The sequence below is a fragment of the Pseudomonas sp. B21-048 genome (assembly GCF_024748615.1).
Classification (GTDB): domain Bacteria; phylum Pseudomonadota; class Gammaproteobacteria; order Pseudomonadales; family Pseudomonadaceae; genus Aquipseudomonas.
In genome coordinates this window covers 4,714,319-4,737,298 of the sequence record NZ_CP087168.1, presented here as the reverse complement: position 1 = coordinate 4,737,298, position 22,980 = coordinate 4,714,319, and the positions used below count along the sequence as shown (strand labels likewise).

22 protein-coding genes and 2 pseudogenes are annotated in these 22,980 nt (G+C 58.4%); 16 read left to right on the top strand and 8 right to left on the bottom strand.

All coding sequences use genetic code 11. The features are described from left to right. Positions 1-209: 209 nt before the first annotated feature. Positions 210-950: an energy transducer TonB gene (locus LOY56_RS22170; RefSeq protein ID WP_258622836.1), complete on the top strand. Its 741-nt coding sequence runs from the start codon at positions 210-212 to the stop codon at positions 948-950. Beyond that, on the top strand, positions 943-1,395 hold the full coding sequence (gene rimI / locus LOY56_RS22165) for a ribosomal protein S18-alanine N-acetyltransferase (protein ID WP_048397730.1): 453 nt from the start codon (positions 943-945) through the stop codon (positions 1,393-1,395). Before LOY56_RS22170 ends, rimI begins: the two co-directional genes overlap by 8 nt. A 117-nt stretch (positions 1,396-1,512) precedes the next feature. On the opposite strand, the gene LOY56_RS22160 is transcribed toward rimI, so the two are convergent. Next, positions 1,513-1,914 carry a serine kinase/phosphatase gene (locus tag LOY56_RS22160; protein WP_258617123.1) on the bottom strand — a complete coding sequence of 134 codons (402 nt, stop codon included), beginning with the start codon at positions 1,912-1,914 and terminating at the stop codon, positions 1,513-1,515. Between the two features lie 152 nt (positions 1,915-2,066). On the opposite strand from LOY56_RS22160, the gene can reads away from it, so the two are divergent. Beyond that, a complete protein-coding gene (gene can / locus LOY56_RS22155) occupies positions 2,067-2,711 on the top strand; it encodes a carbonate dehydratase (RefSeq protein ID WP_258617122.1) in 645 nt (214 codons plus the stop codon). Between the two features lie 7 nt (positions 2,712-2,718). Here can and LOY56_RS22150 read toward each other — a convergent pair whose 3' ends face one another. Further along, entirely contained in the window at positions 2,719-3,243 is a 525-nt protein-coding gene (locus LOY56_RS22150; RefSeq protein ID WP_258617121.1) for an SET domain-containing protein-lysine N-methyltransferase, read from the bottom strand. Positions 3,244-3,423: 180 nt separating this feature from the next. After that, complete coding sequence (locus LOY56_RS22145) at positions 3,424-4,596, bottom strand: hypothetical protein (RefSeq protein ID WP_258617120.1); 1,173 nt, start codon at positions 4,594-4,596, stop codon at positions 3,424-3,426. A 240-nt stretch (positions 4,597-4,836) separates the two neighbouring features. Between LOY56_RS22145 and LOY56_RS27090 the strand changes: the two are divergent. Together LOY56_RS27090 and LOY56_RS27085 are read left to right on the top strand one after the other, a co-directional pair. Beyond that, a pseudogene (locus LOY56_RS27090) lies at positions 4,837-5,565 on the top strand (PAS domain-containing protein); the annotation flags it as partial. Then, a complete protein-coding gene (locus LOY56_RS27085) occupies positions 5,545-6,153 on the top strand; it encodes a methyl-accepting chemotaxis protein (RefSeq protein WP_408980396.1) in 609 nt (202 codons plus the stop codon). The pseudogene LOY56_RS27090 and the gene LOY56_RS27085, both read left to right, overlap by 21 nt. Before the next feature lie 33 nt (positions 6,154-6,186). Here the strand turns inward: LOY56_RS27085 and LOY56_RS22135 are convergent. Together LOY56_RS22135 and ggt are read right to left on the bottom strand one after the other, a co-directional pair. Continuing rightward, positions 6,187-6,381 (bottom strand): annotated as a pseudogene (locus LOY56_RS22135) (type II toxin-antitoxin system HigA family antitoxin); the annotation flags it as partial. A gap of 137 nt (positions 6,382-6,518) precedes the next feature. Continuing rightward, the gene (gene ggt, locus LOY56_RS22130) at positions 6,519-8,363 is read right to left on the bottom strand and encodes a gamma-glutamyltransferase (protein WP_258617118.1); all 1,845 of its coding nucleotides are present in this window, start codon (positions 8,361-8,363) and stop codon (positions 6,519-6,521) included. 425 nt (positions 8,364-8,788) lie between these two features. On the opposite strand from ggt, the gene LOY56_RS22125 reads away from it, so the two are divergent. Then, positions 8,789-9,400 (top strand): glutathione S-transferase, encoded by a 612-nt coding sequence (locus LOY56_RS22125; protein ID WP_258617117.1) that lies wholly within the window; start codon positions 8,789-8,791, stop codon positions 9,398-9,400. Between the two features lie 204 nt (positions 9,401-9,604). On the opposite strand, the gene LOY56_RS22120 is transcribed toward LOY56_RS22125, so the two are convergent. After that, positions 9,605-11,998: a penicillin acylase family protein gene (locus tag LOY56_RS22120; protein ID WP_258617116.1), complete on the bottom strand. Its 2,394-nt coding sequence runs from the start codon at positions 11,996-11,998 to the stop codon at positions 9,605-9,607. Between the two features lie 47 nt (positions 11,999-12,045). After that, complete coding sequence (locus LOY56_RS22115; protein WP_258617115.1) at positions 12,046-13,275, bottom strand: cation:proton antiporter; 1,230 nt, start codon at positions 13,273-13,275, stop codon at positions 12,046-12,048. Between the two features lie 225 nt (positions 13,276-13,500). On the opposite strand from LOY56_RS22115, the gene LOY56_RS22110 reads away from it, so the two are divergent. From LOY56_RS22110 to LOY56_RS22065, 10 genes are all read left to right on the top strand, one after another. Continuing rightward, a complete protein-coding gene (locus LOY56_RS22110; RefSeq protein WP_258617114.1) occupies positions 13,501-13,809 on the top strand; it encodes a hypothetical protein in 309 nt (102 codons plus the stop codon). A gap of 26 nt (positions 13,810-13,835) precedes the next feature. Further along, positions 13,836-14,720: a hypothetical protein gene (locus LOY56_RS22105; RefSeq protein WP_258617113.1), complete on the top strand. Its 885-nt coding sequence runs from the start codon at positions 13,836-13,838 to the stop codon at positions 14,718-14,720. A gap of 1 nt (position 14,721) precedes the next feature. Continuing rightward, a complete protein-coding gene (locus LOY56_RS22100; RefSeq protein WP_258617112.1) occupies positions 14,722-15,417 on the top strand; it encodes an SDR family NAD(P)-dependent oxidoreductase in 696 nt (231 codons plus the stop codon). After that, positions 15,414-16,781 (top strand): class I adenylate-forming enzyme family protein, encoded by a 1,368-nt coding sequence (locus LOY56_RS22095; protein ID WP_258617111.1) that lies wholly within the window; start codon positions 15,414-15,416, stop codon positions 16,779-16,781. The genes LOY56_RS22100 and LOY56_RS22095 overlap by 4 nt, the downstream gene beginning before the upstream one ends. Continuing rightward, positions 16,778-17,398, top strand: coding sequence for a hypothetical protein (locus LOY56_RS22090; RefSeq protein ID WP_258617110.1), 621 nt, complete (start codon positions 16,778-16,780; stop codon positions 17,396-17,398). Before LOY56_RS22095 ends, LOY56_RS22090 begins: the two co-directional genes overlap by 4 nt. 15 nt (positions 17,399-17,413) lie before the next feature. Further along, positions 17,414-19,126, top strand: a complete 1,713-nt coding sequence (cmlS, locus tag LOY56_RS22085; RefSeq protein WP_258617109.1) for a chloramphenicol-biosynthetic FADH2-dependent halogenase CmlS — start codon at positions 17,414-17,416, stop codon at positions 19,124-19,126. Further along, positions 19,116-19,673 (top strand): alpha/beta hydrolase, encoded by a 558-nt coding sequence (locus LOY56_RS22080; RefSeq protein WP_258617108.1) that lies wholly within the window; start codon positions 19,116-19,118, stop codon positions 19,671-19,673. The genes cmlS and LOY56_RS22080 overlap by 11 nt, the downstream gene beginning before the upstream one ends. 63 nt (positions 19,674-19,736) lie before the next feature. Next, a complete protein-coding gene (locus LOY56_RS22075) occupies positions 19,737-21,140 on the top strand; it encodes a hypothetical protein (protein WP_258617107.1) in 1,404 nt (467 codons plus the stop codon). A 94-nt stretch (positions 21,141-21,234) separates the two neighbouring features. Further along, positions 21,235-21,522 carry a hypothetical protein gene (locus tag LOY56_RS22070; RefSeq protein WP_258617106.1) on the top strand — a complete coding sequence of 96 codons (288 nt, stop codon included), beginning with the start codon at positions 21,235-21,237 and terminating at the stop codon, positions 21,520-21,522. After that, positions 21,519-22,220, top strand: a complete 702-nt coding sequence (locus LOY56_RS22065; protein WP_258617105.1) for a 4'-phosphopantetheinyl transferase superfamily protein — start codon at positions 21,519-21,521, stop codon at positions 22,218-22,220. The genes LOY56_RS22070 and LOY56_RS22065 overlap by 4 nt, the downstream gene beginning before the upstream one ends. Here the strand turns inward: LOY56_RS22065 and LOY56_RS22060 are convergent. Continuing rightward, positions 22,207-22,950, bottom strand: a complete 744-nt coding sequence (locus LOY56_RS22060; protein ID WP_258617104.1) for a LuxR family transcriptional regulator — start codon at positions 22,948-22,950, stop codon at positions 22,207-22,209. The genes LOY56_RS22065 and LOY56_RS22060 overlap by 14 nt on opposite strands. Between the last annotated feature and the right edge of the window lie 30 nt (positions 22,951-22,980).

Below are 22,980 nucleotides of genomic sequence, written 5' to 3'. Positions count from 1 at the left end.
GCCGCGATTGTACTGCATCGCAGCCGTGTCGATTCACTCTCGGGATGGGCTGTCGCCATTTTTCATAGGTGGAAAGACTATCGGTGAAGTCTATCGATCAACAGCGCGGGCGATCTTGAGCGAAGGGCGGTAGAATCACTGCACTTTAGTTATCCACAAGTGGCCGACCTTTGCTTATCGAGTCCCGTCGCCGCGCTTATTTGACCGCCATGCAGGTGGTCAACTGGCTGCCGCGCACCGAATTGCCCTTTGCTGCGCCCTCGCGGCCTGAACTGCTGGAGATGCCCGAGCCGTTGGTCATCGCCAAGGTTGTACACGCTCCTGTGGCTGAGACGCCCGTGGAACCGGTGGTCAAACCTGCTGAACGGGTAAAGATCGAGGTGCCACGGCCATCGTTGGCCAGCACGCGCACGAACGCCAAGGTCGAAGAAGAGGAAGCCCCGGTCGCGGTTAGGGCGCCGGTCGTTCCGCCACCGCGCTTCGCCCTGCAATTACTGCGTGCAGGTCGTTGCCTGTTGCTGGTGGAGTTACCCACAGGCGAAAGCTTCCAGACCCGCGATCCGGCCTATCTGTTGCTCAAAGACATGCTGCGCGCCGCCGGCCTGCCAGACAGCCCGCAAATCATCGGCGAGCCGGTGCGCTGGCCGCTGCTGGCACGCGGCACCATGGATCAAGGGCCGGAAGCGGCTCGGGATTTCGTACAAGGCTTTCTGTCGGCCCGTCTGGAAGACGCTCCATGCGTCTGCCTGTGGCTGATCGGACTGCCGGCGGTGCGTTTTGCCGGTGAGGCCAACGCCGAATCCTTCAACCGTGAACTTCAGGTCGAAGGCCTGGGGTCGGTCTGGGCCCTGCCGGGTCTGGAATTATTAATGGAAGAGCCACAGCGTAAGGCTGATGTCTGGCAAGCCATGCGTCGGCTGATGGCGCGCTGGAAAGAATCGAATGAGTGACGCTGTATCGTTCCGCCCGATGATCGAGGCGGACCTGGACACTGTACTGAAAATTGAATACGCGGCTTACAGCCATCCCTGGACCCGCGGGATTTTTCTCGATGGCCTGGGCAAGTACCAGATCTGGCTGATGTTCGAAGGGCAGCAACAGGTCGGTCATGGCGTGGTGCAGATCATTCTCGATGAGGCGCATCTGCTGAACATCACCGTCAAACCGGAAAATCAGGGACGAGGCCTGGGTTTGACGCTTCTGGAGCATTTGATGTCGATTGCCTACAAGGCAGAGGCGCGGGAATGTTTTCTGGAAGTGCGCGACAGCAACCGGGCGGCGTTTCGGTTGTATGAGCGGTATGGGTTCAACGAAATCGGACGTCGGCGGGATTACTACCCGGCGGTTGGCGGGCGCGAAGATGCCGTGGTAATGGCCTGCACTTTGGTTGACTGAAACACTTTGAGCTGCCGAAGGCTGCGATCTTTTGATCTTTCCATGTCGCGGCAACAAAAGATCGAAAGATCGCAGCCTTCGGCAGCTCCTACGTTGGAATCCGGTCAGACCTGTAGATCAACGCTTGCCATCCATTGGATCGCGCCGCGCCATCTCTGCCTCGTCCAGCCCATTGCCCCCGCCGATATCGTCTTCATCGACAATGCTCAAATCCCAGTCTGCCTGGTCGCCTTCTCCCGCTTCGTGGGCATCTCGGGCACCATCTTCACGGATCAGGTTTTCCGGGCTCATGTCGTCGTCGGTGGGCTCGTGGTCATCGGTCGAGGCCCCGGTCATGCCGGCTTCACGGACGCGCTCGCTGGGCATCTTCTGCGTCCGTTCGTGTTCAGGGATCAGGTCGCCAATTCTGGCGCCAGACTCTTCCTCGTCGAAATCCAGTTCATGCACCGAACCCATGCGGTCTTCGTCGTCGATGGGCTCGGGTTGCACTGTATCGGACGGCCGTCGTGAATCAGTCATGGCAATACCTCATACTGTAGGCCTTACTACGGTTGACCCTATTGTACTCCTGAGAATTCCGCCGGCATGGACTCCGGGTATCTGCATCTCGCGCGTGACCCCGACAGGCGGTTGTCTGTCAAAGCAGCGCATCATTCTCGAGGCTTCATTGCATGAACGAATTACAAGATCTGATTGATAACAACGAGCGCTGGGCTGACGCGATCACCAAAGAAGATCCTGACTTCTTCGCCAAACTGGCCCGTCAGCAAACGCCAGAATTCCTGTGGATCGGCTGTTCCGATGCGCGTGTGCCGGCCAATGAAATCGTCGGCATGCTGCCGGGCGATCTGTTCGTGCACCGCAATGTGGCTAACGTTGTATTGCACACCGACCTCAACTGCCTGTCGGTGATTCAGTACGCGGTTGACGTACTCAAGGTCAAACACATCCTGGTCACCGGCCACTATGGTTGCGGCGGGGTACGCGCCTCGATGCAGGACCGTCAGTTGGGTCTGATCGACGGCTGGCTGCGCTCGATTCGCGATCTCTATTATGAAAAGCGCGACGAACTGGCCAAGTTGTCCACTGAAGAAGAACGGGTCGACCGCCTCTGCGAACTCAACGTGATCCAGCAAGTGGCCAACGTCGGTCATACCAGCATTGTGCAAAACGCCTGGCACCGCGGGCAGAGTCTGTCGATTCATGGTTGCATTTATGGCATCAAGGACGGTCGCTGGAAAAGCCTGAACGCCACCATCAGCGGTTTCGAACAGTTGCCACCACAGTATCGTTTGCGTCCGGTCGAAACCTTGTAAAACTTTTTCAGCGTCGACTTCGTCGACGCCACTGTTGAAAAAACTGTTCTCCACTGGCGTTCGGCGACTCGTCATAGCCGATGATCCAGCCACGGCAGCACGGGCAACCGCAGCGGCAGGCGAACTGCCGCAGCAGTTTGTCTTCTGTGGTGGCGAAGTCCATTGTCAATCGATCACCCTTTTTGATGTCTTTGAGCGCCCATAACCACAGCTCGCTCATGTCGAGAAAGACGTTGGGGTCGCAGGAGTGGCTCAGCAAGCTGCAGAAGCGCGGATCGTAGACATGGATTTCGGGTGCCAGCTGCCGGGTGTGTTGGTTGCGGTAGGGCAATAGATGCCCGGAAACCCGGCAGATTCGGCTGATGCGGGGGAACTCGCGCAGCGCCATGACAGCTATTGCGGATCCCTCTGCGTTGTTGAGAATTTCAAAGTCATCGCTGGAGGGGAATCCAAGGCGAAGGGGCAATTCTTCAAAGGGATAGATGCCATTGGATGGCGGTGGGGGTATTTTTTGTTGGTTGTGGGCTCTCATAACAATCCTTGTCAGCTGGGTGCTACAACCTCCGTCAACTGACCTCCGGTCAGCTTTGCAGCACATGGGTACGCCCCAAGCCTCTCCCAAATGAAACAACCGGTCTACTGTCAGATATGACAGGCGTAAAAGGCTCTTTCCCGCGTCAGCCATGGCTGACACGGGAAAGGCGTTCATCGTTTACAAGTGTGGCGCAGGAGCAGAGGTCGCAAGGGATGGGGTCTTCAGTTGTTTCAACTGAGATTTGACTGTCGTTGTTGCGCATTTGGCCACAGCTTGTTCGGGCGTCAGGTTGCGGATCGAGGTGTAGAACAGTTCGCAGGTTTTTTCTTTCTGGGTCACTTGCCAGGTCTGAGTACAGCTTTTCAGCTGAACGGTAGGGTCAGTACCCGGTTTGCTACCCATCCCCGCCTGCCAGCACGCGGCGCTCAAATCCTGCCCCATGACTTTCAACCCTGCGGCATCGGCTTTGGCCTGGGCATCGCTGCCGCTATAAGCCTCGGGGTCGGCGGCGTACCAGATGTAGCTCGGATGATTGGAACCCAGTACTGGCACCTTCACACCCTCGCTCGGGCTGATGGTTGCCAGGCCCAGTATGTCCACGGTCTGCCCGTATTGTTGCTTGATCCAGTTACGCACCGGTGCGCCGAAGGCAACCATTGGCAACGCCGCGCCGCTGGCGTTCTGGCTGACTTCCTTGACCATGGTGGTCTGGTAGTCCGTGAAGTAGCCGTAGACGCCTTCCAGGTCCTTGCCGGCACTGGCCGGCGCGGCAATCGGCGCGATGTCGATGATGGTTTGATAGGCCGGTGTCTGGTCGACGGGGATGCCGTTGACGGTCAACAACGTGGCCCAACGGTCGGTGGTCTTGGACTCCAGGTAATCCTGGGCCTGGGTCAGCGAGTAATCCGGCGGGAAGTGCAGCAACTCGACACTTTTGCGGTTTTCCAGCGCCATGCCCAGCGGCAGGAACAGGTACCAGTTATAGGTCCATTTACCATCGGTCCTCAACTTGCTGGCGCCGTTGTAGGCCAGATCCCCAGCCTTGAGCAAGGCGGTCAATGGCTTGTCATAACCTTTGGGCACGCCGCTGATATTGGCGTAGAGCTGCTTATTATCGGTTTTGACCAGCACTTTTGCGGTTTTGTAGCCATCGCGTTGTACGCTTTGAGTCAGGTAGTGCTCGACTGTCTGTTCCAGTGTCCAATTGCGATAGCAGATGACATTGCAGTTATTGGGATAGGCGAACAACTGGGTGACACGTTCGGTACTGCCCAGATTCAGATCGACATCGGCTTGGGCGGTGGCACTCAGGGTGAGTGCGGCGAGGGTGAGTCCTGCGAGTTTGAACATGCTCAGATCCTTTTCAGCGTGAGCCCTCGGAGGCGGGGCGAGTACATACTGAAACTACTTGTGTCGAGCGGTCCAGTGCCCTTGTGAAAAGAGTGCCAGTCAGAGCGCATCTACGGTAGGAGGCTGTCATACCGCCACTATTTTTGTAGGACAACCCTGCAAGGCTCTTAAGAAAATATCTCCAAGGCCGATGGTTAGGCTGTAAGCCGCTTTCTACCTACTGTCCATCGGTACTTTCCCATGTTCAACAAACGCTTGAAGCAGGAGCTGTCGGCTCTTCGCGAAGAACTCTTCAGCCTTCAGCAAGTCAAGGAGAGCCTGGACAGCGAGATGCTGGTCCTGACCCTTGACCCCGATGGCCGAATTCAATCGGCCAACCGGAATTTCATGGGTGAAATGTTCTACAAGGGCAACGATCTGGTCGGCAGGCACATCGAAGACATCGTCCCGGTCCATGTTAAATCGGACGAATTTCACCATCGCTTCAAGGCTGCATTGACCCGTGGCGAGCACTTTGCCGGCGCGATCCGCTTGTTGCGCGGCAATGGTGCCGAAGCCTGGTTGCGGTCGATCATACAGCCGGTGCGGTCCTCGGATGGTCGAATCAGGCACTTCGCGATTTTCTCCAGCGACCTGACCCGTACCATCGAGGCGTCCCGTGAACATGAGAACCTGATCGGCGCACTGGTACGCTCGACGGCGGTCATCGAGTTCGATCTCAATGGCAACGTACTGACGGCCAACGACCGGTTTCTCAATGGCATGGGTTACAGCCTGGCGCAGATTCAGGGTAAACATCACCGCACCTTCTGCGCGCCAGAGGAACACCACAGCGACGAGTATCAGAATTTCTGGCGCCGTCTGAACGCTGGCGAGTTCGTGGCCGACCGTTTCAAACGTATCGACAGCCATGGTCGTGTGGTCTGGCTGGAGGCGACCTATAATCCGGTGACCGATGCCAACAATAAGCTCTACAAAGTGGTGAAATTCGCCACGGTGATTACCGATCAGGTCAATCGGGAGCAGGCTGTCGCTGAAGCCGCCGACATTGCCTACAGCACCTCGCAGCAAACCGACAATAGCGCCCAGCGCGGTACCACTGTTGTCACTCAAGCGGTAAACGTCATGCGTGATCTGGCCAGGCATATGCAAACCGCTGGCGAAGGCATCGAAGCGCTGAACGAGCAATCATTGGTCATTGGTACCATCGTCAAAACCATTAGAGGCATCGCGGAGCAAACTAATCTTCTGGCGCTCAATGCGGCCATCGAAGCGGCTCGCGCGGGTGAACAGGGTCGAGGTTTTGCCGTGGTGGCTGACGAAGTCCGGCAATTGGCCTCGCGCACCAGTCAGGCGACCGACGAAATTGTCGGCGTCGTACGCCAGAACCAGGACATGGCGCGCAATGCGGTGGCCCTGATGACCGATGGCAAACTCCAGGCGGAACAGGGGCTGGCGCTGGCGGCGGAGGCGGGCACGGTGATTGTCGAGATCCAGGACGGGGCGCAGAAAGTGGTGAACGCGGTTGGGCAGTTTGCCAATCAGTTGGCGATTTAGTGCTATCTGTCCGGCTGCATAGCCCTAAAAAGGTCAGGCCTGCTTCTGCGGCTTGATCAGGCTTTCAGCGGGTATCCCGAATAGATCATGAAGCTTCCAGATCATCGGAAGCGTCAACGCGCGCTTACCGTTGAGCACTTCATAAACCCGGTTTGTCCGGCCAATGGCTGGTGCTAGATCAGCTGCGGACAGGCCGGACTGCTCCATGCGAAATTTGATCGCGTCGATAAAAACGGTTTTCATACTCTATCTAAGGGGTAGCAATTTGAGGGTAGGAAAAGGCTGCGCGAGATACCTGATCGAGATTGTTCGCTAATAAAAAAGGCCTACCTCCCGGTAAGCCGTTTCTCATTCCTGCGTACGACTCAATCCCCCAACGCTTCTCCCTCACGTCGCGGATCAGCCCCACCGTCCAATGCCCTTTTCCCTTGCGCATCCTTGACCTGAACAATTGCCTGGGTTCCGCTGGTCATGTCGATCTCGTTTACGCGGTGCCCTTTTTCCTTCAGTGCCTGAATCAGCGTCGGGCTGAACTGCCCTTGTTCCAGTTCCGTCGGGCCGTTGCGGCTGCCGAAGTTGGGCAGGTTGATGGCCGCTTGCGGGTCGAGGTTCCAGTCGAGCAGGCCAATGGTGGATTTGGCCACGTATTCGATGATCTGCGAGCCGCCGGGGGAGCCGACGGTGGCCAGGAACTCGCCGTTCTGCCGGTCGAAGATCAGCGTGGGCGCCATGGACGAGCGCGGGCGTTTACCCGGTCCGACGCGGTTGGCGACTTTTTGTCCGTTCTCTTCGGGGATGAACGAGAAGTCGGTCATTTGATTGTTGAGCAGAAAGCCCTGGACCATCAGGTGCGAGCCAAACGCTGCTTCCACGGTGGTGGTCATGGACACAGCGCCGCCTGCGTCATCGACCGCCACCACTTGTGACGTGGAAATGCGCAGCGGCGAGCGGTCGGGCGCATAAGCAACCTGAATGCCCGGCGGGGTGCCAGGTTTGGCCTGGCCCATGCTGCGCTCGCCAATCAAGGCGGCGCGGCTGCTCAGATAAGACGGGTCGATCAGACCTTTTACCGGCACGGGCACGAAGTCGGTGTCGGCGACGTACTGCGCGCGATCGGCATAAGCCAGGCGCTCGGCTTCGGCGATCAGGTGCACGGCTTCGGGGGCTGGTTCCAGGCCCGCCGGTTTTCCGGTCCTGACCGGTTTGAGCGGCGCCAGGGCAAAGCGCGGGTCGCGGGTTTCCAGGGCCTGCAAGGTGCCGAGGATTTGCGCCACGGCGATCCCGCCCGATGACGGTGGCGGCATGCCACAGACTTGCCAGCGTTTGTAGTCAGTGCACAGCGGCGTGCGTTCCATGGCCTTGTAGCCTTGGAGGTCGTTCAGCGACAGGCTGCCGGGGTTGGTATGGCCCTGAACCCTGGCGACGATCTCTTTTGCGATCGGTCCTTTGTACAGGGCATCGGGACCTTCCTTGGCGATGCGCTTGAATACTGCGGCGAGTGCCGGGTTTCTCAACGACGTACCGATGTCTTTCGGGCTGCCATCGGCATTCAGAAAATAGGCGGCCATGTCCGGTGAGCGCGGTATGAACGCGTCTGCCGCGATCAACTGATGCAGTCGTGGCGAAATGGCGAAGCCTTGTTCCGCAAGCTTGATGGCGGGCTCGAACAACTTCGCCCACGGCAGGCGACCGTGCTTCTGATGGGCCAGTTCCAGCACTCGCAACACACCCGGCGTCCCCACCGAGCGCCCGCCGATCTGTGCCTGGGTGAACGGCATCGGTTTGCCATCGGTTTGCAGAAACAGTTTCTCGGTGGCGCCGGCCGGAGCGGTTTCGCGACCGTCGTAGGTGTGCACAGTCTTGCCATCCCACAGCACAATCAACGCGCCACCGCCGATACCCGACGATTGCGGCTCGACCAGCGTCAACACCGCTTGCATGGCAATGGCTGCATCCATCGCCGAGCCGCCCTCACGCAACATCTCGCGCCCGGCTTCGGCTGCCAGCGAGTTGGCGGCTGCGGCCATGTGTTTGGAGGCGTGCCGGGTCTGCAGGTTGATGCGATAACCAGAGACAATTTCCGGCGCGGCCGGCAGGGTTGGGAGCGAAGGCGAAGAGGGCGGGGCATTACAGGCGACGAGAGTTAAAGCGGTGGCGATCAGCGAAAAAGCTGACAGGCGATAGCGACTCAAGTGGGAGGCTGAGAACACGCGGGGCACTCCGTCCATGGGATAAAAGGTCTGGGGACTTTATCGGCCGATGGAGTGGTGCGCAAATCAGGGATTTCCCATCACTCTCCTCAAGGCATAAAAAAACGGCCTACCTTTCGGTAAGCCGTTTTTAGTACTGGGTAGCTATTTTAATAGAGTTTATACGTACATATGGGCATGTACAGTGGCTTCCCTTGCCCCTCCCAAGCGTTCGATAGGGCTTCAGCCATTCGAGGTTGACCTACTCGCTCGTGTGGCATCGATTGGAGCAGTGGTAGCCTCCGATGGTTGTTCGCCTCAAGAAAGCTGCGCCAGGCGTGCAGCCGTATGCGACAGACGCCTAAGGATTCTACGAAAAATCAAACTGCGCTTCTCACTCGTGCGGCCAGGAAATAGGATTGACTGCATGATGAAGGAGATATCTGATGAAACTTATTGGCATGTTGGATTCCCCCTATGTCCGCCGTGTGGCCATCTCGCTTGATCTGATGGGCGTCTCGTTCGAGCATGCCGCACTGTCGGTATTCAGTGCGTTCGAGATGTTTTCCGCGATCAACCCGGCAGTGAAGGCACCAAGCCTGGTCCTGGATGACGGTACGGTGTTGATGGATTCGACCCTAATCATCGACTACTTCGAGGCGTTAATCCCTCCTGGTAAAAAGCTGATGCCACAGCAGGCCGTGCCCCTGGCAGCTTCGCTGCGAATTTTGGGGTTGGCTTTGGCTGCCTGCGAGAAGACGGTGCAGATCGTCTACGAATACAAGTTGCGACCTGAGGAAAAACGTCACCAGCCATGGCTGGAGCGGGTAACGGGGCAATTGCTGGCAGCGTGCCGCGAGTGGGAAATACAGCTGGTGCGGGGGCAGCCCGACGTAAAAAGCAGGCCGGATCAGGCCGACATCACCAGTGCAGTCGCCTGGTCGTTCATTCAGTTGATGGTCGCCGATGTCGTCAGGGCGGACGATTTTCAGACGTTGCATGCTCATGCGGCACGGTTGGAAGGCACCGAGTTGTTTAAACGCTATCCCCAGGTTTGAGGGCAGCGTGGCGCGCTCAGCACTCCCGGGACGATCCCCAGGGAGTGCTGTTTTTAGCTATCGGCGCATGCGTTGAGTATTAGTTGAAAATGCCTCGCTCAACATGTAACACACCGACCACTTGATGATGCTGGAAGACCCGGACGGTTTTGCGCAACGTGTGGCCGGGATCCTCGTGCAACTCGAACAACAGTCGACGCTGGCCTAGCGAACTTTGGGTGCGGGCATCAACTGCAGAGTGCTTTTCGTGTACCGGGCAATGTCCGTCGGTGAAAAGTGCAGTGCTTGATATTCGCCTTGCACGAAGGGCAGGGCCTGGTCCTGATAGTGGCTGTTGAACGGAACACCGCTTTGACCCACTGGAAGTATCCCCACCGCCTTGTCCGGCATCGCCAGGTCAATCACCCGGCGCGTCGAGGGACCGTAGGTGACCGACCAGGGCGCCGCGCTCAGCGGTGCGGAAAAATTGTTCGGAACTTCGTGGCTCCCTGGCACTGAGTAAGGGCCTACGTTGAGCAGCGGTGCCAATAGCTTTTGACTGCCCAGCGGGTGCATCTGTGTCAGGTGATGCGCCTTGCCCCATTGCCACTGCGCGGAGTCGTTGCCCAGGGTGTCGCGCAGATGCGCGATGCTGGTGTTCCAGGCACGAACGACGACATCAGCCCGCTGCTGCACCCCGGGTTGTGTCCTGTCCTTCCACCAGGGCGAATGCTCGTCGGCAGCCAGACGCGGCAACGCAGCGTCCAGCACGCGGGTGGCCAGCAGGTTCTGGAACATCACATCGCCCAGTTCATCGTGCAAGGCGCCATAGTTGAGATCATAGAGGAACTGGTTGAACAGCGTGGCGTTGATCGAGTCCAGCGGGTAATCGCCTTGCCATTTCGCAAGCCCCTCCAACCACTGTCGTTGTTGCGGATCTTCAATCGCAGTGCGCAGGATCGGTAGCAGAGGTTGCAACACGCGCTGGGCATAGCCGGTCCGGGTATCAAGCTGCAACTGCTTACTCTTTTCGATACTCCACTGACCGTCCAGGCCCAATTGCTGGTTCAGGCGTTGGCCGCGGTCGGACAAGTTGTAGTAGCCCGGTATCACCGCGCCGTCGGGTGAGACGGGCTGGGCGTTGGCGGAGACGATGTAACCCCTGGCCGGGTTTTCTTCATGGGGGTTGGCACTGAACGGGTAGTAGCCGAACTTATCAGCCTGGTCGGTGCTGCCATCGAGGATGAAGTCCGGGGTGACTTGCGGGCCACGCTTGGGCAATCCCGCGGCGGCCCACCAGGCAATGTCGCCTTGGGCATTGGCATACACAACATTGAGCCCGGGGGCCTTGATCAGGGAGGCCGCCGCGCGGGCCTTGTCCAGTGTGTTGGCGCGGTTGAGTTGATAGAACGCATCCACCACAGGGTTGGCGCCGTCCAGGTACGACCACCAGAGCGCGATGGGCCGGCCGGGGGCATTCTCGCCCAGCGCATCGTTGATGATCGGGCCGTGGGGGGAGCGCCGCAGGCGCAGCACGACGGATTCGGCATCACGCACGTCAATCCGCTGCTGTTCTTCCTTCAGGGCTACCCAGTGACCCTGATACCAGACTTCATCGGGATTGTCGGGGTTGGTGGTTTCGGCAATCAGGTCGATGTCGTCGTTCTGGAACATGGTGAGGGTCCAGGCGAAATCGTTGTTGTGTCCCAGCAAGGCGAACGGCACCAGGCTTTCATAGTCGCCGTAGAGTTCGAAACCGGGTGCGTTGAGGTGGGCTTCGTACCACACCGACGGCACGGAAAAGCGGATGTGCGGGTCACCCGCCAACAGCGGCTTGCCACTTTGCGTGCGCTGGCCGGAAATGGCCCAGGCGTTGCTGCCTTCCATTTGCGGCAACCCGGCATTGCTCACGGCCTGTTCGCTAAGCCGCGCCAGCGCGGCCATCGACTTCCAGTCGGCAGCGTTCAGTGTCTGGCTGGCAAGGGCGCCGTTGGGATTCCAACTGCGATCAAAAATGGCCAGGTAGGGCTCACCCAGAGTATCCCTGACGTAGGTCAGCAAGGGTTCGGTACGAAACGCCGCGGCAAAACTGTAGGCCATATAGCCGACCACGCTATAAACGTCCTGTGCAGTGAACGGTCTCTTTTCAATACCAAGCAGGTCGAATTCAACGGGGCCTGGGGCCTGCAGCTGATAGGCGTTGATGCCTTCCAGATAGGCCTGCAAGGCTTGCCACGCGGGGCTGTTGTGATCGGCGTGCGTCACCTGCCAGTCCGCCTGCTCACGGATACGCAGGGTCCGAAAGAGTTTGTCGGTGGGTAGCAGCTTACTGCCCAGTACCGCGGCCAGTTCGCCGCGGGCCAGACGGCGCAGCATCTCCATCTGGAACAAGCGGTCCTGGGCATGCACGTAACCCAAGGCACGGTATGCATCCGGCTCGCTGCCCGCAGCGATATGGGGTACGCCACGCTCATCGAAATGCACGTTTACCGGCGACTGTAGCCCTGGCAGATTGGCCAGGCCTTGGCGCTGCGGTTGTTTGCCGTAGAGGTAGATGGCGACGCCGGCAGCGCAGATCAGCAACACTGCAATAAGAAAAACGCCAATACGTTTGAACATGCGTGACCTTACAGCGGGAGCGGGGGGTAACGAAACGTTGATGGCTGTCATTGCATGTCCAGCCTTTGGCGAGCGAGACGCAGCCTGTCCAGCACATTGAGCAAGGGGCCGGTCATGACCGTCGTCACGACGGTCATGATGACAAAGAGGGTAAAGAGCTCCTTGCCGATGATCCCCAGGTCGAGGCCAATTTTCAGCACCACCAGTTCCATCAGGCCTCTGGCGTTCATCAGCACCCCGACACGCATGGCAACCGGTGTCGAATAACCGGCGAAGCGAGCACCCAGTGCACCGCCCAGCAGTTTCCCGATAATTGCCACCAGCAGCACCAGGCCCAGCAGGTTGACACCGACCCCGGAGAACGTTGCGGCGGTGGTATTGAGCCCGGCCAAGGCGAAGAAGCTGGGCATCAGCACGATGACCGCGATGTGCTCCACGCGTTCGACCAACATGTTCAGCAGCCGTTGGTCCCGCGGCAAGCAAGCACCGAAGAGGAAGGCGCCGAACACCGCATGTACTTGCAACCATTCGGTGATGCTGCCGTAGATCAGGGCGCCACACAGCAGTACCGCCAGCAAGGTCAGGGTGTTCGTGCCCTCAAGATGGGCGATCCACCGACTCAGCAGTGGGCGGACGCACCAGAAAGAGGCTGCGCACAACGCCACCAGGCCACACAGCCTCAAGGCCAGATCCTGCCATTGGCGATCAAGTTGCAAGCTCATCGCCGTGATGGCCAGCAACACCCAGGCGCAGACATCACTTACGGCGGCGGCCATCAGCGAGAGGGCGCCGACTTCGCTGTCGAGCATCTGCCGCTCCTTGAGAATGCGCGCCAGTACCGGAAATGCAGTGACCGAGAATACCGTCGCAATGAACAGGTTGAAGCCCAGGTGGGGGGTGCCGACAGGCGCGAAGGTGCTGTAGAGAAGGGGGGTGATCGCGATCCCCAGAGCGAAGGGCAGGGCAATGGCGCAACCGGCAACCAGCAACACTTTGCCCTGAGCGAAAGGGGTGCGCTGTTCGGGCATTCGGAATTCGGCGCCGACGACAAACATAAACAAGAGAATGCCCAAGTCACTGAGTACTTTCAGTTGTGTAACAGCGTCGCCCTGAAACAGTGCATGGTGAGCGCCGGGAAAGAAGAAGCCGAGAACTAAGGGGCCCAATACAAAACCGGCGATCATTTCGCCAACCACTTCCGGCTGCCCTAACTTTTTGAGACAGGCACCCGCAACCTTGGCCGTTAATATTATAAAAACGATTTGCAGGAAAAGCATGTGGTTACCTTGTTCAGGGAGTTGAAGGTGCGCTGCCACAAGCGTCTATTTATCGCGTGCTTGCTGGTTGGCGTTGGATCTTAGCGGAGCGCTCGGCGTTAAAAAACTACCTGATCTGATAGTTTTTTTTGTCGAGATGGACCTGTTAGATTTTGCTCACTACCGTTGTGGCACGGCTTTTAACCGCGCCCGACTCACGCTGAGTAATAATCCGGAAGGTCGATTATGAGAGACGCGATATTTACCATCATTCATACAGCGTTGATTGAAGTTAATGCCACGCGTAAAGAAAAGATTGATTTGCACAGTGTCGACATATTGGCACTTTATGGTGCCACGGGTGTATTCGACTCTATGCAACTGGTTAGTTTTCTCGCCGCGGTGGAAGAGGGGCTGGATGATGAACTTGGAATTGAAATTTCGTTGACCTCGGAAAAGGCAGTGTCACAAACCATCAGCCCGTTCAGCAGTGTGGCCTGTTTGATTGACTTTATTGTCGCCGAGCAACAGGCGCCGCTGTTGGCATCTGCCTGAACGAGCGCCACGCAGGGAGCAATAACGTGAACGTGACCGTTCGTAGAGCGCTTAGCGGTGATATGTACCCCGTGTGCAAGTTGTTGCGCGAGTCCACATTGAACTCCAACTGGATTGGCGTAAATGTGCGCAAGCGTATGTTTGCCGATGTGTGGTCTGGCGGTGAGGATTACTTCGGCTATGTGATGCTTGATGGCGACACGGTGGTCGGCTTTCTCGGTTTGCTGTTTACCACCCAGCCTTGTAACGGCCAGCAGCGTTTTTGCGAACTGCACAGTTGGTATGTGCAGGCCGAGTACCGCAAGGAAAGCCTGAAGTTGCTGCTGCCGGTATTGTCGATGCGCAAAGTGACGTTGCTCAACTACACGCCCACACCCGATGTGTATGAGATCAGCAAGAAGTTCGGTTTTACCGATCTGGAAACCGAGTTGTTGCTGATGTACCCGTTTCCCAACCCACTGAAAATGCGCCGGCGCTATCGCCTGGAAACCGACATTCATCGGGTCGGTGGCTGGTTGAATGAGCAAGAAGCCGTGATCTTCCAGGACCACGCCGAGCTTGAGTGCCGGCACCTGATGATTGTCGATTCGCAGACCTCAGAGTCCTGCTACCTGATTGTGAAGCGTATGACTCGGCGCTGGTTCGAGCCGCTCGGTCGGGTGCTCTATATCGGCAACCCTGCGTTGTTTGCGCGCAGCCTCGACAGCTGGCGATTGTCCTTGTGCCTGCGTATGCGGGTGCAATGCCTGGTGAGCAATGCCGAGGAATTGGCCGGGTTCTCCCTGAGCGGCACGCGGGTGATCAAGCGCGAAGTACCGTCGCTGGTAAAACCCGCCTCGGGCAGTTTGGCAACAACACGGATCAAACCACTTTATAGCCTGCCGTTACTCATCGGATATAAGTTGCATTGACATGATTATATTGCTGACAGGCACCCGCAAAGGTGTGGGTAAAGAAGCGGCGCTGTACTTTCTCGAACAGGGCCATGTGGTCGTGGGCTGTAGTCGTGGCGAAGGCTCAATAGAGCATGAACGGTACACGCACTTCTGCCTTGATCTGAATGATGCCAGTGCAGTAAGGAAGATGATCAAACATATCCGCTTAAACCATGCACAGTTGGATGTGCTGATCAATAACGCGGGTGAGGCGAATATGGCGCCGTTCCAGTTGACCCCGGCCGAAACGGTTCAGGGAATATTTTCCAGTAATGTTTTCGGGCTGATGAATGTTACCCGTGAAGCCGTCAAGTTGATGCAAAAGAACGAGTGCCCCGGTGTCATCGTGAACATCTCCACTGTGGCGACGCACTGGGCCATTCCTGGCCAGTCGATATATGCCGCCAGCAAGGCCGCCGTCGAACAACTGACACGGACATTGAGCAAGGAACTTTCCGGCTTTGGCATTCGCGTCAATAACTTGGTGCTGCCGCTGTACCGGAGCTCCTTGACTCGCACACTTCCTCAAGAGATCAAACAGAAGATGATTGAGCGCCAGACAATTGCCAGGCCGTGTGTGTTTGCCGACCTGATCGGGCCATTGAAGTTTCTCATCTCCAGCCAGTCGGCATTTGTGACCGGCGAAACCCTTTGCCTGGGCGGTGTGCAATGAGCCGCGAAGCCTTGCTGGCAACGCTGGCTGAATCTGCACAGCGCACGGCCTTGCTGTACGGCGAACAACGGTGCACTTACGGCGAACTGCATGCCAAGGTGCAACAGTGCCTTGCCTGGCTGGTCGATCAAGGTATTAAGCCGGGCGATGCCGTGATTCTCAACAGCGATTACGGCGTGTCTGCTGTCGCCGCGTTGCTGGCCATGTACCTGAATCGCAACATTGTCGCGCCGCTGGTGGATCTCAGTGAGCGTGCCCTGCTGACCTTGCAAGGCGCCGCACGCTGTCAGCACCGCGTCGAGATTGTCGACGATGCCTGGGTCCATCACGCGTGGGCACCGCAGGCAGCCGATGATAGCCCCGCGTACTACAACGCCCTGCGTGAGAAAGGCCGGGCAGGCCTGGTGCTGCTGAGCAGCGGCAGCACCGGCGCGCCCAAAGCGATCCTGCACGACCTGGATGACCTGATCGACACCAAGCTGGGCAAGGAGCGCAAGAAGCCTATGTCGATTTTGATGTTCCTGCTGTTCGACCACATTGGCGGGTTGAACTCGCTGTTCAACACTCTGGCAGTCGGTGGGTGCGCGGTGATGCCGGTTGATCGGGCCCCCGAGGCAATCTGCGCGCTGATCGCGCGGCATGGGGTCAAGGTGGTGCCGGTCAGCCCGACTTTTCTCAACCTGATCCTCATGGGGCGGCATCACGAACAGCACGATCTGTCGTCGGTGCGGCTGATTACCTATGGCACGGAAAGCATGCAGCAAAGCCTGCTCAAGAGGGTCCAGCAGGCGTTCCCCAAAGCCAAGATGCTGCAAACTTTCGGCACCAGCGAAACCGGTATCAGTGCGACGGTCAGCCAGTCCTCGGCCAGCACCTTCTTCAAGCTGGCCGATGCGAACACCGAATTTCGTATTGTCGACGGCGAGTTGCAGCTCAAGACCCGCAGCCAGTTCGTCGGCTACCTGAACCAGGACACCGATAACGTCACCGAAGACGGCTGGTTTCGCACCGGCGACCTGGTGGAGCAGAACGAAGAAGGCTACCTGCGCATCCAGGGGCGGCAAAAGGAGCTCATCAACGTGGGGGGGCTCAAGGTTCTGCCCACCGAGATCGAGGACGTGATGCTGCGCAGTGCGCTGATTGACGATTGCGTCGTGTACGGCATGCCCAACGCCATCACCGGCCAGGCTGTGCACATGGATGTGAAGGCCACAGGGTTCGAGTGCAAGAAGGCCCTCAAGCAGCATGTCCTTGAGCATCTGGCCAGTTGCTTGGAGGCCTACAAATTACCCGTCAAAGTTAACAAGGTCGATGAGATCGCCTTCTCCAACCGCTTCAAGAAAACCCGTGCGGTGGCTTCATGAGCGATATCGTCATCCTCGGTGCCGGGCGCTTTGCGCTGGAACTCGCCACCTACCTGCAAGACATCGAGCCGTCGGCAGTGGTGCGCCATCTGGCGGTGCAGGGGGAGGCCGAGGGCAGCGCCGCCCCCGCCCGGTCGTGGCCCGCGCAGGGCCTGGAAAGCCGATACCGCTATGTTCTGGGTGTTACCGATATTGCCTTGCGCCAAACACTGATTGACGCGTATTTCAGCGATGGTCGCTTGTCGGCACCCAACTTCATTCACCCCTCCGTCCGCCATCGGCTGGACCTGCGCGCCAGTCGCGGCAATGTCATCGCCGCCGATTGCCATGTGGGTATTAATACCCGAATCGGCTCCTGGAACATGATCAATTACCACTGCAGCGTGGGTCACCACTCGCAGTTGGGCGACAACAACTTCCTGTCACCACATTTCAATGCCGGCAACAGCATCACGCTCGGCAGTCGCTGTTTCATCGGGCTCAGTACGGTGGTCACGCCCGAAACGGTGATTGAAGACGATGTCACGGTTCAAGCCGGATGCACCCTCAGCGAGTGCATCCCGGCACATTCGCATTGCACATCTACAGCCCGCCAGAAAATCCTTCAACTGGTCTAAAGGAGTAGTACCCGCATGAACAAGTCTGCACACGTCATTATCATGGGCGGTGGTCCAGCTGGCAGCATCGCCGCGTTGACCTTGCAAAAGCTTGGGCACCAGGTGACGGTGTTCGAGAAAGAGAAGTTCCCCCGCTATCGCGTGGGCGAGTCTTTCCTGCCTGGCACATTGTCGATCCTGCATCGCCTGGGGTTGAGCGACAAGATCGAGCAAGCGGGCTATGTCCTCAAGCCTTCGGCCACCTTCCTGTGGGGCAAGACCGAAGCGCCGTGGACCTTCTCCTTCAATACGCCCAAGACCGAAGATTGGGTGTTTGACCACGCCATCCAGGTGCTGCGCTCGGACTTTGACCAGATGCTGCTCGACACCTGTCGCGAGCGCGGCGTGCGCGTGTTCGAGGAGGCCGCTGTCATCGACGTAGACACCGAGCATGCCGACAAGGTCAGTGTGACGGTACGGCACAAGGACGAGATCAGCGAGTTCACCGGCGATTATGTGATCGACGCCTCGGGCAGCAACAGCCCGCTGGTGCGCAAGCTGGAGTTGCGCGAGTACGACGAGTTCTACAAAAGTGTGGCTTTGTGGTCGTACTTCAAGACGCCTGACCCGTTCAAGAACGACCTCAATGGCACCACTTTCTCGATTACTTTCGAAGATGGCTGGATCTGGATGATCCCGCTCAAGGACGGTATTTACAGCGTGGGTACCATTGTCGATCAGAGCAAGCTGGCCGACATCAAGACCATGGGGCTGAACGCGTTCTATGACAAGACCCTGGCCAAAAGTGAACGCGCCCTGTCGATCCTCAACGGTGTAGAGCGTTCGGAGGACGTGAAGCTGGTGCGTGACTGGTCCTACGAGACCAAATGCTTCTCCCGCAACCGCTTTTTCCTCTGCGGCGATTCGGCCTGCTTCACCGACCCACTGTTCTCACAGGGCGTGCACCTGGCCTCGCAGTCGGCAGTCAGCGCCGCCAGCAGCATCGACTACCTGATGCAGCACCCCGAGCAGAGCGAAAAGGTGCATGCCTGGTACAACCGCAGCTACAGCGAGACCTACAACCAGTACCACGAGTTTCTGGCGTCCTTCTACACCTTTGCCTCGTTCACTGAACCAGCGTCCGAGTTCTGGACCAAGCGCCGCATCAGCGAGTCGGCTGACGAGCGCTTGAAGCGCAAAGAATGGTTTGAGCAACTGGTCAATGGCGAAAAACAGAATCGCCCTCAGATTGGTGATTTCAAGGACCGCGCCTCGACCATGATCGCCATCGGCCGGCACCAGCGCGATGGGTTGACCGACGAGTTCATGGACGCCGAGCTGAACCCGGCCCGCGTTCGCTGGATCTCCGACTTGACCAAGCAATTGAACCGCATTGTCAGTTTCAGCTGGTTAGGCGATCAGGTCGAGACCGCCGACTATTTCAAGATCGAGCCACTGAGCTTCAAGCTGAGCCTCAAGCAGATCCTCTCCAACGGTGCTGGCAAGGACATGACCAAGTACACCGTGAGCGGCGCCCTGGTGCAGTTGTTCAAGGACCTTAACGAACAACGCTTCGGCTACAAGGAGTTGATGGTGCGCCTCAATGAAGTGGGTGAAGTGAACTCGTCGCAGTTCGTTATCCGCCTGATGGAGGCCGGGTTGCTCGATGGCTTTGACAAGCAAGGGCAGAAAGTGTTGGTGCAGGATCGTCTGCGTTTCGATGGGGTAGGTGTCGAATATGAAGTGTGACGAGGCATTCGATTGGTTGTTCCTGGCGGGTGTCGGCAACTCCGGCGACACCCATTGGCAGCGACACTGGAGGGCCGAGCATCCTGAATCATTGTGGCTGGAGCACCGCGACTGGGATCACCCCGACTGCGAGGAGTGGGTAGTCGACTTGCAGTCGCTGCTGTCCCGCCAGCAGCGGCCGGTAATAGTCGTCGCCCACAGCCTGGGTTGTCTGCTGCTGCTGGAGTGGGCGGCGCGCTATCGCTCGGACCTTGTTTGGGGGGCGTTTCTGGTAGCCGTGCCGGACCCCGAGAGTGCCCAGTTCCCGGCAGAGGCTCGGGGCTTTCGACCGGCGGACCAACTGGCGATTGATTTTCCGATCACGATAATCACCAGCGAGAACGACCCCTACGGTGACCTTTCCTACGCACAACGCAGTGCGCGCAAGTTGGGGTGCGCATGCGCGAACCTCGGCGACTTGGGTCACATCAATGGTAAGTCACAGTTGGGCTATTGGGACCAGGGCTACAACCTCCTGCAATCCTTCGCGCGGTCACTGAGCCATTGAGTGACGATTGCACACGGGTCGCCCATGGCGGCCTGTGTTTCGTTTATCCATTAGGACGATGCTATGTCAGCGAATACTGCGTCTATGCTGCCGGGCGATGAGCTTGGCGCCACATTATCGCCGTTGATTCAAGGGGTAGCGCAGGGGCAGTGTCACCGCATACCAGTGCATGCCCGATTTGAGGGGCGCAGTGTGCCGGCCATGTTGGCGGTTCAGGGTGAGACACATTGCGTGCTTGAGTTGCCGGCGGGGGCGTACGGTTTCAGCCCCGAGCCGGTCACCGTGGCGCTGTATTTCCAGCAGTGCCTGCATCGCCCGGTCGTGCCGGTGAAAATGCAGGGGCGGTGGACGAGCACTGGCCGTCCTTGCCTGGAACTGGTGAGCAGCGGTGCCAGGCCCAGCCATCTGGACGAGCGGGAGCGCGCCGCAGGGTCACTCATGGCCTCGGCGCGAAGCCCCGTGCTGTTCAATCGTCGCCTGACCGTACAACTGCATTACCTCAGCCCGCTCAAGGGCGTGTTCGAGGTACTGGATCGGGATGTTGTAATCGTGCCCGGCATGGACCTTGAGCTGCAATTCAACTGCTCGTGGAGTGGCCTGGCCATCGTGCGGGTACAGGTGCTAGGGCGTTTCGAGGAGCAGGGTCACTTCCTGTGTAATTTCCGTGTGCTGGACAAACCATCGAGCAACTCCATTGCCTTGATGCTGTTGTGTCAGCATCGGCACTTCACGTTTGACCGCCTGCCGGCCTCGCTGCGCAAGTGTTCGGCGGTCGATCGCTTGATCAATGTCGCTATTGTCGAAGGGGCCAATGCACTGGACGAGGTGCTGGCCTGTCGCTTGGCCGCCAACCGACACTATGGACGTCTGGAGGACGTGCAGGATCCGCAAGCCTTGTGGGACGAGTGGGACCCCTATGCCATTCAGGTCTGCGCGCGTCTGGGCAACAAGTGTGTGGGGGCCGGGCGTGTGGTTGTCAACAGCAGCCACCGGGAGCGGTGCGAAATCGAAATGTCGACGCCGTTGCCAGACTGGTTGTGGGCGGCGGGGTTCGTCGAGATGTCCCGGGTTGCCGTTTTGCCCGAGTACGCCGGGCACCGCGTGATGTTGGCATTGCTACGCGAGCTGGGCAGGATCACCCTGCACCTGCAAAGCCGGTACATCGTGCTGGATGCCATCGAGATCCTGGTGCCGGTTTATACACGGCTAGGTGCGCAATGCCTGCCAATAACCAAAAAACATCCGTACAGCGGTGAAACCGTGCGCGTGATGTATTTCGATGTGGGCCATCTGCTCAGCAGCCTGAACTGGCACTTGCCCCAGTGGCTGTATGTTTTTGGGCCCGCCATCGAGCACAGTGTTCATCGTCACCAGATAACCGGCCTCGCAGCTCAATTTCGCGTGTCGTCCATGCGTATGCGGGTCAAATGGGGGATTGCGCGTGCGCTCAAGAAATTCATGGGTTAGCCCTTCGGTTGTGAGGCTTGTCAGCTCCATCGCGTCCGCCACCCTGTACGCCGGTTGGGTGGCCTTCTGTGCACGTCACCTGCCCTGGACGGCCATGGCGCAATCAGCCCTTGCGCAGTGGCTGCTCAGCTTCGCGGCGACCTTCGCGTTCTCGGCATTCATCAGTCGCCGGATCGGCAGCAGCCTCCGCCAGGCGGTTGCAGTGCGCGTAGCAGGGGGAGCGATTCTGATCTATGCGGTCGTACTGCTGAGCGTACACATCATGATTGGCACGCCAGCCCCGGTGCTGACCCTGCTCCCTGTGTTGAGCCTGGCGGGGGCTTACGCGTTGTTGTTCGCACGACTGCAAGTGCGTCATAACCTGCGTGAACAATCTGCGTGAGCGCATCGCGGCTGGTTATCTTCCCTGTGCATGCACAGGCTGATGCCGTTTGGCATTCACTGTTGGAAGCGGGGCAGCTTCAGCATGCCGCGACATTGTGCGAGCGTCGACGTGCCCGCTATATCAATGCTCGCGTTGCCTTGCGCCTGACGATAGCCGAGCTTCTGCACTGTGACCTGCAGCAGGTGGTTATCGAGCAGGAGGCAACGGGGCAGTTGCGCGTTTGTACCGAGCCGCCGCTGTTCGCCAGCGTAACTTACGCGCAACATCTCGGCCTGTTGGTTGTGGGGTCGTCCCGTTTGGGCCTTGATTATGAGGACGGCGTCGCCCCGGTATTCTGGCGCAGTGTTGTGCGCCGATACTTCTGCGACAGCGAACGCCACTGGCTCCAAGGCCGCGACAACCGCTCGCAAGAAGCCGACTTTGTCTGGCTGTGGACACGGCGCGAGAGCCATCTCAAGTACCGCGGTTCCGGGATTCGCGGGGATACGCGGTGCTTATGCCGCCTTGACGGTGCCGCCCCGCCTTACCAGCACAGCTTCAATCTGGCAGGCGGGGTGGGCACACTCACAGGTGAGGCGATGACAGTCGATCTGTCGCCCTCATTGTTGGCATTGTGTGGTGAGTGGTCGTTTGACCCTGATTTCAGTTGGCGCAAAGCGCCTGGCGGGATGGTTTGCTGCGTCAGATCTGAATGAGCTGCATAGACAGAGCCTGCACAACGGCCGCGCTACGCGTCGTCACACTGAACTTGCGTCGAATATTCTTGAAGTGAAAGTCCACATTGGCTTCCGAGCAGCAGCAGATATTCGAGATCTCCCAGCTGGTTTTGCCAAATGCACTCCAGCGCAGTACCTCCTTTTCACGTTGTGTCAGCTTGATCAGGGTAGGGGGCACCACCGGCACCACCGGCACCACCGGCATCACCAAGGTCAAGGCTGCTTGCAGGGCAGCGTCCCTGAGCATCAACAGTGTTCCCATCTGACGCCTGATCAGCGATTGGGCTTGGTCAATGTCACTCGCCTGGAGATTGAGGTTCAGTGTGCCGAACTCGCCCTGTGGGCCGTGCAGTGCGAAGGTCACGCCATATTCGAGGCCGTGCGTCAGGGCCAGCACACGCAAGCTGTGGTGCTGCGGTGAACTGTACAGCTGCTCGGTCCAGACAATCGGCGTGACATTCTGCATACAGTGCAGCAGCACGGGGTCGATCTTGGCGTAGTCGGCGTGTTCATAAGCGTCGCGCCAGGCTTGTGGGTAATCGCCAATGACCAGCTCGTTGCGCACGTGTGCGTTTTTGCTTGGGCTCAGGCACAACTGAAAGCGGCTGAAGCCTAGCTGCAGCACGCGTTCTTTCAAACAATCCATCAGATCATTGCTGGTAGTAATGCAAAGCAGGTCCAGGAAGGGCTCAAGCGCTTGCGAAATCATCTTTCATTCCTTATCAGTGATTGCCAGCTC